The organism is Sedimentisphaera salicampi (assembly GCF_002117005.1).
Taxonomy (GTDB): Bacteria; Planctomycetota; Phycisphaerae; order Sedimentisphaerales; family Sedimentisphaeraceae; genus Sedimentisphaera; species Sedimentisphaera salicampi.
Genome location: NZ_CP021023.1, coordinates 165,354 through 179,948, shown reverse-complemented (window position 1 = coordinate 179,948; position 14,595 = coordinate 165,354). Strand labels below are relative to the sequence as shown.

Sequence of the window (14,595 nt, the reverse complement as noted above, 5' to 3'; positions counted from 1 at the left end):
ATTAAACATTTTCATTACGTTCGAATATTAAAAGAAAGCGTAGTTTTCGCCTGTATAGTTCCATATCTTATTGTCTTTTTGGGAAATGTGCCGTGGATCCAGATCTGAAACCTTCTCCGCGGAAACTGATCCGTCCAGCCTTCCAACATTGCATTTGTATGAGCTGAAGCGTTTAAGCGCTTCATCTGGAGCAAGGCCGTTATCAACTTTTGTCTGTCCTTCTCCGTTATCGCCGTGAGTATAAACAAACCACCCTTCTTTGGGCCAGTAGCGGTATCTGTCTGCCATCATCACAAGAGAGCCCTCATCGGAAGTTTTCATTGGAGATTTCCATTTTTTTCCTTCATCCGGCCATTGTTCCCATTGGAGCGTATCGAAGCCAGCGAGGTAGCAGTAGCCAATTCTTGCAATCCACCCTGCACCACCATATTTTGTTATATACGGCATTGTCGCTGTTTGCTGCCCCCTAATAATGCTTCTCTGCCCGCTTTCCTGGAGATCGTATTCCTTACTCTCCAGCTCCGGACATACGAAATTATCCTTCGCATCAGAATTAAAAATGGCCTCGGCCATATCCGCAAGGTCTTCTGGATCTGCTTCGTTTTGGGGATCAACCTTTCCGCCTGCATCAACAAGATATGTACACAGGTTTAAATATTCCTCAGCACGAAAAGCAATTGCCTCGTCTCTGTTGATCCCGCCATAATTGAATCCGCCCTTGGGCAGTCTGTTGTCGTTATCCTCGGCTGCCATTGTAGCGCCGTAGATATTCTGCTTTATCCTGCTGGCGCATACAGTTACTCGAGCCTGAGACCTCGCTCTACCAAGTGCGGGCATGAGGATGGACATTAACAGAGCAATGATTGATATAACAACCAGAAGCTCTATGAGGGTAAATCCTTTTCGTTTGTTTTTCATATTCACCATAGTTAAATCCTAAAGTTATTAAAAGTAGCAAAAATCGGCGCTTGTGTGGCTCCACATTTTATTATCTTTTTGCGTAACGTGTCTTCCGGGCAGATTGGTAACCTTGTCTTTTGTTACAGATCCGTCGAGACGACCAACGTTAGTAACGCAGTTTCCGCCGCCGCCCTTTTCAGCAGCTTTCTCAGGAGTAAGGCCTTTACCTACAAACTCCTGTCCTGAGCCGCTGTCTCCGTGAACGAAAACAAAGTACCCAAAGTCCGGCACGTAGCGATACCTGTCTGCAATAACAGTAAGAGAGCCTTTGTCAGTAGTTTTCATTGGGGAACGCCATTTTTCGCCTTCGTCCGGCCATTCTTCCCATTCAAGTGTATCGAATCCGGCTACGTATGAATAGCCGATTCTGGCTGTCCAGCCTGCTCCGCCGTACTTGTGAATAAATGGTTTTTTGGCAGTCTTCTGGCCTCTTATAATGCTTCTCATACCTCTTTCCTCAAGGTCTATTACATCATTTTCCATCTCCGGACAGACAAAGTTCAGCCTCGCGCTGCTTGTAAGAACCTGCTTGGCTGCCTGGGCAAGTATCTCTGGGTCAACCTCGCGTGAGGGGTCTATGCTCACACCAAGGTCTGTAACATAGCTTGTAAGATTGATATATTCTTCCGCTCTAAATGAAATAGCGTCATCAAAATTATGCCCGCCGAAATTAAAACCGCCTCTGGGGAGTTTTTCGTTATTATCCTTGGCTGCCATCGTGGCGCCGTAAACGTTTTGTTTCTGTCTGCTGGCGCATACAGTTACTCGAGCCTGAGCCCTTGCCCTTCCCAGGGCAGGCATAAGAATCGACATAAGCAGAGCAATGATTGATATAACAACCAAAAGCTCAATTAAAGTAAATCCGTTTTTATTTTTCATATCAGCACCTCTCAAAGGAAGATATCCGGCCGGGCATACCGCATGCCCAGCCGGATAATATTTTCAGGGCAAATTAATTATTCACCTACCCAGGTTTCTCCCATAATTACAAAGTCTTCAAAATCAACTTCGCAGTCTTGGTTAAGATCCATTACCGGCTGATTGCTGCCGCAGTTTATTGTGTCAACAAAGGAAAGGTCGTCGAAGTCTATCACGCCGCTGCCCTTGCCGGTGGTTGTATCATCGCCTACAACGCCGAAGAACATACCGACTACGTTATCCAGATCGGCCTTTTCTGATGCTCCGCTCTGGAAATTCATATCGTTCAGGTCTATTACCCACTCTGTCCAGCCTGTCGGAGAATATGAACTTCCGTCTTCTGCAGAAAGGGTATATACCGCCTGAATGCCTTCCTGGGAAACAGTTTCGTTGTAGAACTTGAAATAAAGCAGCTCTTCTTCGCTGTTTCCTGGATGACGGTTCAGCCATACATGAATTTCATCATAAACACCAAAGTCCACGCTTTCAGCAAACAGTGTGTTGAACTCAACCCAGCTTCTCTCTTCTGAACCATTATTGTCATATGTCCATCTGAGAGCCTGGCTTCCTGAATAAGCCTCGGCTGGGTCAGTAATCAGCGATACGCTGCCTGTTCCTCTGTTAGCATAAGACCCGGAAGTATTAGACCATGAACCTGAAAAGGCGTTCGGGTCTGCGTAGCTCTCGAAATCATCAATAGGCTCATCCGGTTCAAGCGGCTGGAAGTCATTTGTCAGCCACTCACCTGCCATATTTTTGAGATGAGGCACGCCGTATGAACCCATTCCGAGAGGCGGATATAGACTCATATTGTCCATATAGCATGCGCCGTCTGCGTTCATAACGCAGAATACATCCACCCTGCTTGCTGGGCTTGGAACAATAATTTCCTCGGAGAGGGTAACCCATTCACCATTAGTTGTTTCTGGATTGACCTGCACATTGCCGACAACGCTTCCGCTGTCCCAGAATCTTATCTGGAATCTGGTGTTTGCGCTTGACACAGTAACGCCGGCTTCACTCTTGAAATCGCATTCAAAGAGCAGTTTGTCATAGTCGCTGAAATCAGGATAACTCTGATGAGTTATTTTTCCGAGCCCTGCGCCGCCGTCATCTGTAGTAGTAAACTTGGAGGAATAGCTGCCTGAGCTCACTTCTGAGCCGCATATCTCAACGAGGTTTATCGGGTTCCAATTTGTAAAATCACCTGTCTCAAATCCGCCGTTTACAAACAAATTGTTAGATGCATCATAAACCGTCGGCATCTCAGGATGAAGCCTCATATTGTCCATATAGCATGAGCCGTCTGCATTCATTACAGTATAAACATCCATACTGTCCAGGCTGTCAGGTACGACAACTTCCTGAGATATAGTCTGCCATTCGCCGTCAGTGGTAGTGGGTGTTACTATATAATCAGAAACAACGCTTCCACTTTCCCAGAATCTTATTACCATTCTTGTTATACTAGAAGCTACAGTTATCCCGGCTTCACTCTTGAAATCACATTTGAAGAGATACTTACCACCGGGAGTTACAGAAGGACGCGTAGTATGGTTTATCTTCCCATATTCTGCGCCGCCGTCATCAGTAGTGGTAAACTTGCAGGAATAGCTGCCTTCACTAAAAATTGAACTGTTGATTTCCGTTAAGTTTATAGGGTTCCAGTTAGTGAAATCGCCTGTTTCAAATCCGCCGTTTACAAACAGATTCTCGCTTGTGTCATAGTAAACCGGCATCCTTGATGTATAGAGATGAATCTCATCAAAGCGGACAGTACCGTCAGCGTCAGCGAAGGTGTTCATTGTTATCCTGATGTCTACCTCTGCAGCATTGGGATCAGCAACAACCGCCTCATATTCCGCTGTTACCCATTCACCGTCAGTAACCTCAAGCGGATTTACGGAACTTGCAGCGCCGATGTAGTTGTTGTCCGAATCAAAGCAGCGCACACTGGCCCGAAGACTTTGAGGACCTCCGAACTTGTCGAAACCCGGGAGCGTTTTGTACTTGAAAGTAAACAGAAACGCCTCGTCCGGCTCTACGACATAACGCTGAGAACGGATTCCCGCCTGATCGTAAGGATTTTCAACATTCGAAAGCTCAAAACACTTGCTCCCCTCAGTGCTGTCTTCAGTACTGATATAAGAATTAGTTTCTGAATGGAACCACACATTGAAATCGTCCTCTGCACCTCCGTTGGTTACAAGGTCATCCTCCATGTTATAGTTCTGCGCAAAGACCGCCCCTGAACAGACTAATAACAACATTGATAAAACTGCAAAATACTTCATTCCATTACCTCTTTTAAATAAACCTTAAATTTATACATAACAACTTTTAGCTAAAAAAGATGTTTTAACTACTTCAGTCTGTTAAGTTCCGGTACTCCTGTGCGGTTGATAAGCCTCTGGCCGAACTCTGTGAGATGAACCCATTCGCTTACGGCGAGGTTTTCGTTATCAACTTTAGATTTAACATTTTCTTTAGAGAAGAGCTCTACATCATCGAAACGCACAACGCTTCCGGAATCCAATTCTCTGTTTGTCCAGGCGCCAAGCTGAATATAGAATTTAGATATCCCCAGCTTACTGTACGCCCCCTGCTTGCTGACTGCCTTGTCATACAAATCGGGTATATTCACCTGAAGAGTATGCCACTTATCAGGGTCATCGCTGATTTTCCAGAAAAAGCCCTGATTCTTCAGCGCAATCTGCTGGAGAAACGCCCAGTTCTGCTGTTTGCCGTGAATCTCATATCCAATGCATCTGGGCAGATAATCTGCCCTGTACTGATTGCTGCCCCAGTGGAACATCATCAAAAACTTAAAACCGTCTTCAGCAACTGCATTGAAGCGGATAAAACCGCCGGCATTTGCAGGACGCTCTTTGGTGAAATATTTCGCTTTTAGAATCGGGCTGTCCCCTGGCGATGATACCATCTGGTAGATTGAATTGTTATCGTCGTTTGCCCAGAAGATCCTGCCCTTTGGAATTGTATGAACATAGACGCTTTTCTTGCCAGCTGTGCTTATATCGCTTTTGACTTCTGTTTTGAACATAGGGTCTTTGTCGGATATATACCTGTAGGTCTGATACCAGCCCTTCAACCCCTCTTCAAAAGAGCCGTTAACCAATTTCGTGTTCGGCTTTAAATCAATCGCCTTGGTGAACCACCGCGGCTCGATATCTTCTGAAAATTCCTTGAAATCGTTTGGATAATGGTATCCTTTTTCGACTCCTGTCAGCCGACCTTCCAGAGAAACGTCTTCACCATCAACATGAACCATCATATAGTAGCCGCCTGTAGGCAGGCCGTGTTCGTAGCGATCGTATTCTTCGCCGAAATTCCTTCCTTCTATAATCGTGGGAACATTTACAAATTTTGTTCCCTTATATTCCCAGCTCGTTTTGACAGAGGCCTTGATACCGTTGTGCACATGGCCGTTGAAGAAATACTTAACGTTGCCGTGCTTTGTGATTAAATCAACCATTTTCTTTCGAATCTCAAGCCTGAACACATACCATTCAAGCTGAGAGAGGCCTATAGGCATAAGGGGTAGATGATTGAAAAAGATAGTTGGGCGGTTTTTGTTTTTCTCAAGGTCTGCCTCAAGCCAGCTGAGCATATTCTTCTCGGTTTCGATTTCAATCTCAGATGCGCCATTGAGATTACACGGAGTTACAATGAAATGCCAGCTGCCGACATCATATGAATAGTATGTTCTCTGCATTCCGTTCACCCGCTTCTGCATTTCCTTGTACTTTGTGTAAGGCGGGCGTGTATCGTGGTTTCCGTGAACTAAAAGCACTTCAGGTTCGCAGTGTTTGATGCAGTCAACAAAGTTTTTAAATGAGGCATCATTGGGGACGTTTACAAGATCGCCAAGAAAAAGAGCGAACTGAGGCTTAGGAGAAAATGAGTTGATTTCTTTGACTGATTCAATCTGAAAGCGGCGGGCATTCTTTGCAACCCTTGAATTTGAGTTCATAGTGCCTACCTGAGGGTCAGCAAAAATTGCGAACGAAAATTTATCGCCGCAATTTTTCATCTTCTGAAAATTGACTTCGCAGCTCTCAGAAAAATCTGCATGAGCAGCAAACAGGCTCGGAGCTAACCCAAGGCCAAGCTCTGCAGCACCAATAGACTTAAGAAAATCACGTCTTTTCATTAAAGCTCCTTAAAATGTTATGAGTTTCCTGTAATCATACTGATAATTTAACATTTTATAAAGCCGTGTCAATAACAAATTTCATATTTTGTAAATATTGCTATTGACAAATTTGCATTTTTTTTGTAGTTTGTTTATTGTTGCAAAAAACAAAAAACAGATTAAGCTTAAAAAAAATGAAAACAGATACTACAAATAACAACGCCAAACATACTCAGATTTATGACAGGCTTTATGCAAGCATAATTGCCGGGGACTATCTTCCAGAAAATAAGATCCCTACAGAGCAAGAACTTTCCAGGCACTTCGGGGTGTCTCGTCCGACCGTAGGCAAAGCGCTGCAGAGACTAGTTAAAAGGGGGATTATTGAAAGAAGGCAGGGTTCAGGTACTTATGTAAAGCCGAACATAAATAATCAAAAAGACAGCTGCAGCGTTGGTGTAGTAATGCCGAGGGTGTCTTTCAAATCGAGCCAATTTGGCAATATGAGCTCGCTTTTTGACAATGTATTAGCAGAGATGTCTCACGTTGCAACTAACCGAGACTGCTATGTTGTTTACAATAATTTGATAGCCCAGACCAACCAAGAGCTTGTAAAAAACACAATAAAAATCTGCGACTCTTTAATCGAAAGAAATGTTGACGGAGTTCTTCTTTTCCCGCTTCCAATCCTTGAAGACAATCAGAATGTAAATATTGAAATTGCAGAAAAATTCAAAAATGCCGGCATTGCAGTAGCCCTGCTTGACAGAGATATATACGAAGGTCCTAAAAGAAGTAAATATGATTTGGTCAGTTCTTACCACACCGACGCCGGCTATGAGGTTACAGAACATTTAATCGAAACCGGCAGGGAAAGGATCTTATTCCTCTCTGACAAAATAAGATGCTCGTCCACAAAGGACAAGATTACCGGTTACAAAAATGCTGTAAAACAGCTTTCCAGCAAAGAGGGCTGCAAGGTATTCAAATTTGAAGCTAATCCTCTATCGGACATAGAACATACGTTCAAAAAAGAAAACATTATTGAAGTGGTGCAGGAGCACGAACCGGATGCCCTTGTATGTATGCACGACAGAATGGCAGCTGAGGTTATCCAGATAATAAGGAAAGATCTTAAAATGAAAGTTCCCGAGGATATATCGGTTGTAGGGTTTGATGATGAATCTTTTGCAGCGTTTATGTCTGTACCGCTTACAACGATGCGGCAGCCGACAATTCAGATAGCTGAAAATGCAATAGAAACACTTCTTTCAAGGATAAACAATCCTGACCAGCCTCCTAAAACTATCCTGATATCTACCCAGCTTATTGTTCGCAAATCCTGCGGCGGTCTTAGAAACATACTTCCACAATAAGCAAGAAAAGCGGATTTCAAGCGAGGGAGCCTTCTTTGAAGACCCCCTGCTCAAGGCTGTTATGAACTTTTCTCGCGGTATAATAAACATTTGACTTATTTGAAAGTTGTTTATTGGTTTCCGGTTAGTTCATCAATAACTTCTTTTGTCTGTGCTGGGTTATGATTCATACGAATCCTCCACAAAAGCTCCTCGGGAGAAACCACATTCACATCTCTGTCAAGTTCATCAACGCACCACTTCGTAGGTGTAACCCCGGCCCAGCTTCCGTCGGCCTCAAACGCTGTGCTTTTGATTTCCCCGTTAGCTTTTTTGAAACCCGACCATGCATGGATTATAGTCCAGGCAAAGTACGGATCATCAGAATCGCACATTTTATCAGCGTCCTTGTTTATCATTTGAGCCACCTCGGAGGGGGTTCCGCCGTCAGGCTGATTGTAGTTGGCCCAAATTGTATACTTGCAGTTTATCACTGGAATCTGAACTCCGCTCGAGCTTCTAACCCACATAATCTTACCTTCCTCAGCGGTGTAAGGGGCATACTGAAGCACAAATATTCCTGCGAGCTGTTCAATCTCTTCGGCAAAAACTTTGTAAGCCTCCATTGCATTTTTACCGTCTATATCATCGCAGATAAACTGAAGCGTCCTGGAGTTGTTGCGCTTCATATAATAATTCAGCCTTTTTGCGTGTTTTCTTAGCAGAGCGATCCTTTCCTTATCACTGTAGCGAACTCCGAATACATCCGGCATATAGTATCCGCCTGCATGCAGGTTCAATGTGCAGTCTTTTGGCTGAGTTTCTTTCAGATACTGCATTGTCTCCGTGCAAACTTGATCCAAACCGGCAAAAGGAAGTCCCCAGCCGAACGGGAAATCCCCATGATCAGGGCTTGCCCAGTAAAACTTGTTAAAACAGAAATCCCCCATGAGCCACTGTACATTGTCGCCGTCGCTCATAATGAAAGAAACCGCATTCGAAGCAGGATCATAGTTTTTCTTGAACTCAGCCAAATCCATAGCTTCGAATTTTACCGGCTCGCAATCTTCCGTTTCAGCTGACAGTATCGGGAGGTTCATACACCAGTTGCTGGCAGGAAGGATGTGGCCGTATCTTGAAAGCTGCTCGATAAACTGTCCTTCGTGGGTACCGTTGTAACCAATAATGCTTGAGAGCGGATTCAGCCACTCATAAACAGAATCAGCTGGTTCATCCATTTCATAAAAGACCATCATTTTGTTTGCTATTGCAAGCGCCCTCTGGCGGGGCATTTTTGGGTCTTGGGCTAATGCATAGTTTCTGTTTAGCCTTTCTTTGTATTCCAGAAACGCCCAGGATTCATCCTTTCCTCGAACATCAAGGAGCTTCTTGAGGCCGAGCTTCTTTGCCCTTGGCTCAAGCTCTTCAGATATCAGAACTCCGTCCAGAATTCCCGCTGCGACAGTAGCAGCGTTGGCTGAGCTGTCCATCCATGGCCTTGAACCGACGAACGGGCCTTCAGATTGGTCAATAGAGTAGAGGACATAACCTTTATACACCCCCTTGTCCTTTAGATATTCAAGGAGTTCGAAAGGGGTGTAATGCCCTTTTACTTTTACCTCCAGCCTCTGCAAGGCTTTCTTATACCAGTATCTGTAGTCATCCTGATGACGCCAGTTGGGCAGCAGGTCTATCCAAACCATCTCATCAAAGCTGCCTTCATTCACGGCTTTAGCGGTCAGGCCGGAAAGAGACTGAAGCATCATATGCACGGGAGAATATTTGATTATATAATTCTCGGCTTCAGGATAAGTGGGGCTCGCTTCGGCCAGTGAAGTTTTCAATATTTTCTTCGGTGCCTTTTGCACTGGCCACCATCGGTTATCAACCGCTTTATCTGCGAATACCAATCCGCAGGTAAACAAAATCAGCAAATTTACGAATGCAGTTTTTCTAATGACACTGTTCATAATTTTCCCCTTAAAAAGATTTTTCGTTTTCCCTTATTTTTTGCGCTGCTTCTACCATTGCCAGATAGCTATCCGGCAAAACGTAATCCGGTATTGAATTTCCCGAACCAAGAGCGAATCCGTTAGCAGAATCCCTGAATTCAGCCCCCTTATGATATACGTGCTCGAATACCTTATTCGGGTCTTTGGAGCTGTAAAGGAAATCAGCATCAATTCCGCCAAAAAGGCCAATTCGGTCTGAATAAAGCTCTATCCACTTCTCGTATGGAGCTATAACGTCTTCATTGGAATGTTTTGCATCAATCCCAATGCTGATAAAATCATTCATAACTTCAAATATATTCCCGCAGCTGTGCAAGAGGAATTTGAAGCCTGCATTATGCACCTTTTGAATAATCTTGGCGTACTGAGGAACAATATGTTCTCTGATATTCTGCGGGGAGATGAGAGTTCCGCTTTTGTAGCCGAGGTCGTCTCCGATACGGCACAGACAGAAAGGAGCTGAATAGTTTTTCAGGAACCAATCCCAAATCTCGCACATCAAATTACCAATTCTGCTGAAGATTTTCGCATACAGCTCAGGGTTGTCATACTGCATATAAGCAAGGTATTCCATGCCGACAAGATCTTGGGCTATTTCGAATACCCCGTTGCCCGGGCCTCCAACAGCCTTCATTCCAGACGGCATATTATTCCCCAAAGCCTCAAACAACGGAGCTGCTTTGCATTTGAATTCTTCTGTTATTTCATTCCACTGAAAATGATCGAAATCCTGGTCAGTCTGTATAGGGCCAGGTTTCTTGCCCATAAGCGAATCTCCCGCATGCGGGAGAGACTGAACGATACTCACCTCGTAAGATACTGTATCATAAGTCAACTTTTTGAAGAAACCGCAGAACTTGTTAAAAAATTCATCAAGGTCATTTCCTGAAGAATACTCTAAATCTGCAAATTTTTCATCAAGCACTTTCTCCATAAACCCAGGGGTTATAATATGCTCGTAAAGAGCAAGTCTCTCTGAACGCAAGTTACTGCCTGCCGATAAGATATTTCTGTAGTCCGGTTCAAAAGCCATAATCAACACCTGAAAACTTTAAGTTGAGCTTATTTTTCAAAACGCAGTGTTTCTATTCCGTGCGGACGTATTTCAAATTTAACAGTACCGCCGGAATTTTTGATTTCTTCAATATGCTTCTCATTAAGCTGCACTCTTGAGGCTTTGAAATCTGAGAACGGGGTTTTAATTTGCACATCTGCCTTTTCATCAGAGCTGTTCCAAACCCTCAGCAGGACAGCTTTGCCATCTGAAGACTGAGTGAGTGCGGAAACCATAATCCTATCTGAAGGAGTAATCTCAAAGAAGCTCTTGCAAGAAGGAAGCTCTCCTGTTGAATACGGCAGTGCATGGATTGCAATTGTCTGTACTTTGTGGTCGTATGCCTTCTGTAAAACATTGGCCGAGTGCCAGTCTCCCTTGTGCGGGAAGAGGGCATACTCATACTCAAGTGTGCCAAGTGAATGCTGCCCGCGGTGCTTTTCGAGCTCTTCAGGCGTCATATCGGAATTTGCGGTCATATATGCTCGGTGTGTTCTCAGGAGGGTAATCGCCACGGTTCTCTGGGGGTCGTCTTTAACTTCATACTCCCTGATACCCTTGTTGAGAACAGCAAGTCCGATTTTTCCATCGCTTACATCAACGAAATTCTGCATCGGATTGAACGGATAGAATCCTTCCCAGTTTTCTTTGGTGTCTTCCCATTTTATCGTTCTCTTGTCAACAGCAAATGCATTCTCAACATCAGCATAGTCGGTATAGATGTTAGTTGGGAAATTCACACGCAATCTGTGGTCCCGTGCGTTGTTAGTCAGCTTTGTTTTTATCTTTAGATATTCACTTTCCTTCTCAAGCGTAAGCCATGTTGTGATAGGAACCACGCTCTGCTCGGTCAGGCGATCGTCCCCAGGGGCAGTAGCTCCTGCTGGAATTGTAATCTGAGTTTCAATGCAGATTACGCCCCTCAGTCCATTTGATTCTGATATAGATATTCTACAGGGCTCTCCAAGACTGGTCTGCACAGAACCCCTCTGTGGAACGCTGCTTAAATGAGCACTCCCAACTTCACCGTTATCAGTGAAGTAATGCAGGTTATCCATCTTATGTCCGGTTTTCTTATCGAGCATTGAGAAAGTACCGTTGGAATTAACCTGAACTTTAATGTTTTCGTTTTCGAGTATTCCATCCCTTGCCAAAAGCTTTCTGTCTTCGCCAATCTGTGGATGAGGCGCATATTCTCTTTCTCGAGGTCTTAAAGCATAGGCAGCATATCCCATTGCAGGGACCTCAGCGTGCAGAAGAATCCTTCTTCTAATAAAAGAGCTCTTAATTCCTGAAGTGTCCATTTTGCGGTCTATGGCCATCTTGATGTCATCTTTGCTGATGACGGTGTAATCAATTTTATTGCCGCTGCTGTCAACGATATCGAAGAAGTCTATTTCCCTATCGTCTTCCTCTGCTCCTATGCCGCTGCAGGGGTCAACCATATCTCCGCCTGTTTTGAACTTGGGCAGATCAATGACGAGCTGAACAACTTTCTTTCTTGCAAACGGAAGATTATTAAACAAAACGATTGTATGATCATCCTGCTGGAAATCAGAAACAGTATCAATCTTTTTGTAAATCTCCTCGACACTTCTTGAGGTAATCTCCTCGGCTACGGTTTGAGCAACCGAGAAATTGTACATCATATCCTCATGAGCCTGATCCACTGCTGCCCCGCAGATGCTGTCGTGAGCGTGGTTTAAGAGCAGATGTCTCCATGCCCTTTTCATAATCTGCTGGGGGTATTCCCCGCCCATCATATAAAACACTGATGCAAGCGGCTCTGCGTGGTATAGAAGCTTTGTTTCCACTTCTTCATTCTTAATCTTGAGCTTCATTCTTGAGGAGTGAGTAGCTCCAAGCAGGCCGTTAAAGCCCGGCTCAACTGCTGTATATCTGAGCTCTCCCTGATGAACTGGCAGATTTCTCTGCTTAGACTCCTCTATAATATTCTCCATATACTCATCCAAGGTGTCCTGTACAATTTCAATATCATCAGAAACCTCGTTGAGATCTTTGATCATCTCAGGCAGAAGCGGGAAAGGCACATCGTTATCCTCAAGGTTCATTGCCAGATAATGATTGCCTATAACGTAAGGTGCAGCCTGCTCCTTTATGTCTTCCAAAGCCTTTTTAAGGGCCTCGGGATCTTTGTTGTATGCGTATTCTTCTCTAAGAAGTTTTATTGCTCTAACATAATATTCCTGATCGCACATATGTGATGGTATGTGCTCAGGATTGTACTCATAGCCGAGAGTTCGAGGAGGCTTGCCTGTAACCAAAGGCTGATGGACGTAGAAGAACCAGTTGGTTCGAGTAACCTCATCAAAAGCCCTGAGGGTGTAAATCTTGGTGCCGTCTTTACCTTCCCACTCAAAAAGAGGCTCTAATGTATGCTTTGTTGTTCCGCGGTAGAAGATAGCGCTGTTTATATCAAACCCCTTGTAGATCTGAGGCAGCTGAGAAGTTTGGCCGTACCCTGTGGCTGTGTAGCCCGAATCAATAGCTCCGCCAAATTCATCAGCCATCTGCTGTCCCTTCTGTATATTCCTGATAAGGGCTTCAGGTGCAACTGTAAATGTTTCCGGGAGCGTGTACCAGTTTACCAGCTGAACTCTTCCATCTTTTATGAGCTTTGAGAGCCGGTCGTAATTTTCCGGTCGAACAGTAAAATAATCTTCCAGCACGACCATTCCGCCGTCAAGACAAAATGCCTTGTAATCTTCATTTTTCTCAAGCACATCCATCATCGTATCAACGAGCTCTACCAGCCTGGGCTTGGACTGCTCTGAAGTGTGCCTCCATTCTCTGTCCCAGTGGGTGCCGCTGATCACATGCATTTTGTAATTTTTGTCAGACATAAAAAAACCTCTTATAAAATCAAACTTTCAATTTCTTCAAAATTATCGCAGTAATGCTCGCAAAGAGCTTTTGTTCCGCTTTCAATTATATTTCCATCTGCTAGGCCGAAAGCAGCGAAACCTGCCAGCCTTATAGAGCAAACGCCGGCACCAGAATCTTCTATTCCAATTACGCTTCGTCTTTCCGAGGGCTCCAGCCCCAACCCTACTCTTGCAACTTCCGCATAAAGCCATGGGTGAGGCTTTGGCGAAAGTTCTCCGAGTGTTCCTGCAGAGCCTTTTCTGAGCGGGAAGCCAGCAGTGATAATTGCGTCGTAGAAGTTTTTGGGGTCCGGCATATCAAGCTGCCTGAAAGCCGATAGAATCTCCGGCCATGCCTTTTCGTATAGACCTGATGTTACCAGACCGATTTTCAGGTTGGCCTCTTTGAGCTTCAGCAGGAATTCTTTAATACCGGGAGATGGCGTAAATGCATCTTTTCTGCCCCTTCCCTGAACAATGAGCTCCATCTCTTCGTGTGTATGCTTGAAATAAAACTCCCTCGCCTGCTCTACGCTTTTATCCGGACAGTATTTATTTACGCAGTATTTCAAATGTTCCGAGACACTGTGGCCGGAGACATAGGGCAAATCCTCATCTTCTAGCTCAAAATTAGGGTTTCCAAGAAGGCTTGCGGTGGTTTGTTGAATTATCCAAATCCAAAACGATTCACTCCTAACGCTCGTCCCGTCCAAGTCCATAAGCACTGCTTTCAATGGCTTATCAATGCCTGCCGGTTCTACCGGATAATACGCAGGATAGCCCATTGAAGATCTAACAAATGCTATTGATTTGTTTTCAAAGGCAATGAATTCGACTTTACCATCTCCAGTGGCAGCAATCGTCTGCACACCGTTCGAGCCGACAGCAAACCTGCCGGCGGAACAAATATCAAGCTTCTGCAGGCCGCTGTCTTTGCCGAAACTGCCCAAATCAGGAATTACAATCTCATTAAATTCTCGCACAGAATATCTCCGTAGTTAAAAACTTATTCTAATGTTAGTAAAAATAATATTACAAAAAAAGTATTTAAAAAACAAGGAAGAAATACAAATAAATTGCAAATCTAAGCAGAAAAATCTCACATAATCTACATAAAGCAGCTAATCCTTGAAAACAGCACAACCTAAACATAAATTGTTTGCACTTTTTTTGCATTATTTTCTTGATTACTTTGTATATTCTACTATCATAAGATTATCTAAAAGCAAAAATTATTTAATTTATAAACAGTATATTT

General features: G+C 44.1%; 9 protein-coding genes. 1 reads left to right on the top strand and 8 read right to left on the bottom strand.

Features of this window, described 5'->3' with window-relative positions; all coding sequences use genetic code 11:
• Positions 1-27: 27 nt before the first annotated feature.
• The 4 genes from STSP1_RS00690 to STSP1_RS00675 all read right to left on the bottom strand — a co-directional run bounded on the left by STSP1_RS00690 (position 28) and on the right by STSP1_RS00675 (position 6,049).
• Entirely contained in the window at positions 28-927 is a 900-nt protein-coding gene (locus STSP1_RS00690; protein ID WP_085754502.1) for a type II secretion system protein, read from the bottom strand.
• 18 nt (positions 928-945) lie between these two features.
• The gene (locus STSP1_RS00685) at positions 946-1,839 is read right to left on the bottom strand and encodes a type II secretion system protein (RefSeq protein WP_085754501.1); all 894 of its coding nucleotides are present in this window, start codon (positions 1,837-1,839) and stop codon (positions 946-948) included.
• 77 nt (positions 1,840-1,916) lie between these two features.
• The gene (locus STSP1_RS00680) at positions 1,917-4,172 is read right to left on the bottom strand and encodes a carbohydrate binding domain-containing protein (RefSeq protein WP_085754500.1); all 2,256 of its coding nucleotides are present in this window, start codon (positions 4,170-4,172) and stop codon (positions 1,917-1,919) included.
• Positions 4,173-4,240: 68 nt separating this feature from the next.
• Complete coding sequence (locus STSP1_RS00675; RefSeq protein WP_085754499.1) at positions 4,241-6,049, bottom strand: metallophosphoesterase family protein; 1,809 nt, start codon at positions 6,047-6,049, stop codon at positions 4,241-4,243.
• 176 nt (positions 6,050-6,225) lie between these two features.
• Here STSP1_RS00675 and STSP1_RS00670 point away from each other — a divergent pair, with 176 nt between their 5' ends.
• Entirely contained in the window at positions 6,226-7,407 is a 1,182-nt protein-coding gene (locus tag STSP1_RS00670; protein ID WP_085754498.1) for a LacI family DNA-binding transcriptional regulator, read from the top strand.
• 110 nt (positions 7,408-7,517) lie between these two features.
• On the opposite strand, the gene STSP1_RS00665 is transcribed toward STSP1_RS00670, so the two are convergent.
• The 4 genes from STSP1_RS00665 to STSP1_RS00650 are packed head-to-tail and all read right to left on the bottom strand — an operon-like array spanning position 7,518 to position 14,320.
• Positions 7,518-9,356: a GxGYxYP domain-containing protein gene (locus tag STSP1_RS00665; protein ID WP_085754497.1), complete on the bottom strand. Its 1,839-nt coding sequence runs from the start codon at positions 9,354-9,356 to the stop codon at positions 7,518-7,520.
• Positions 9,357-9,366: 10 nt separating this feature from the next.
• Entirely contained in the window at positions 9,367-10,431 is a 1,065-nt protein-coding gene (locus tag STSP1_RS00660) for a uroporphyrinogen decarboxylase family protein (protein ID WP_085754496.1), read from the bottom strand.
• A gap of 29 nt (positions 10,432-10,460) precedes the next feature.
• Positions 10,461-13,316, bottom strand: coding sequence for an alpha-mannosidase (locus tag STSP1_RS00655; protein WP_085754495.1), 2,856 nt, complete (start codon positions 13,314-13,316; stop codon positions 10,461-10,463).
• Between the two features lie 11 nt (positions 13,317-13,327).
• A complete protein-coding gene (locus STSP1_RS00650) occupies positions 13,328-14,320 on the bottom strand; it encodes an HAD family hydrolase (protein ID WP_085754494.1) in 993 nt (330 codons plus the stop codon).
• Positions 14,321-14,595 lie beyond the last annotated feature (275 nt).

Bases quoted from the DNA above. Each gene is read 5' to 3' on its own strand.
- STSP1_RS00690 (WP_085754502.1), bottom strand. From the start codon at position 927: ATGGTGAATATGAAAAACAAACGAAAAGGATTTACCCTCATAGAGCTT.
- STSP1_RS00685 (WP_085754501.1), bottom strand. From the start codon at position 1,839: ATGAAAAATAAAAACGGATTTACTTTAATTGAGCTTTTGGTTGTTATA.
- STSP1_RS00680 (WP_085754500.1), bottom strand. From the start codon at position 4,172: ATGAAGTATTTTGCAGTTTTATCAATGTTGTTATTAGTCTGTTCAGGG.
- STSP1_RS00675 (WP_085754499.1), bottom strand. From the start codon at position 6,049: ATGAAAAGACGTGATTTTCTTAAGTCTATTGGTGCTGCAGAGCTTGGC.
- STSP1_RS00670 (WP_085754498.1), top strand. From the start codon at position 6,226: ATGAAAACAGATACTACAAATAACAACGCCAAACATACTCAGATTTAT.
- STSP1_RS00665 (WP_085754497.1), bottom strand. From the start codon at position 9,356: ATGAACAGTGTCATTAGAAAAACTGCATTCGTAAATTTGCTGATTTTG.
- STSP1_RS00660 (WP_085754496.1), bottom strand. From the start codon at position 10,431: ATGGCTTTTGAACCGGACTACAGAAATATCTTATCGGCAGGCAGTAAC.
- STSP1_RS00655 (WP_085754495.1), bottom strand. From the start codon at position 13,316: ATGTCTGACAAAAATTACAAAATGCATGTGATCAGCGGCACCCACTGG.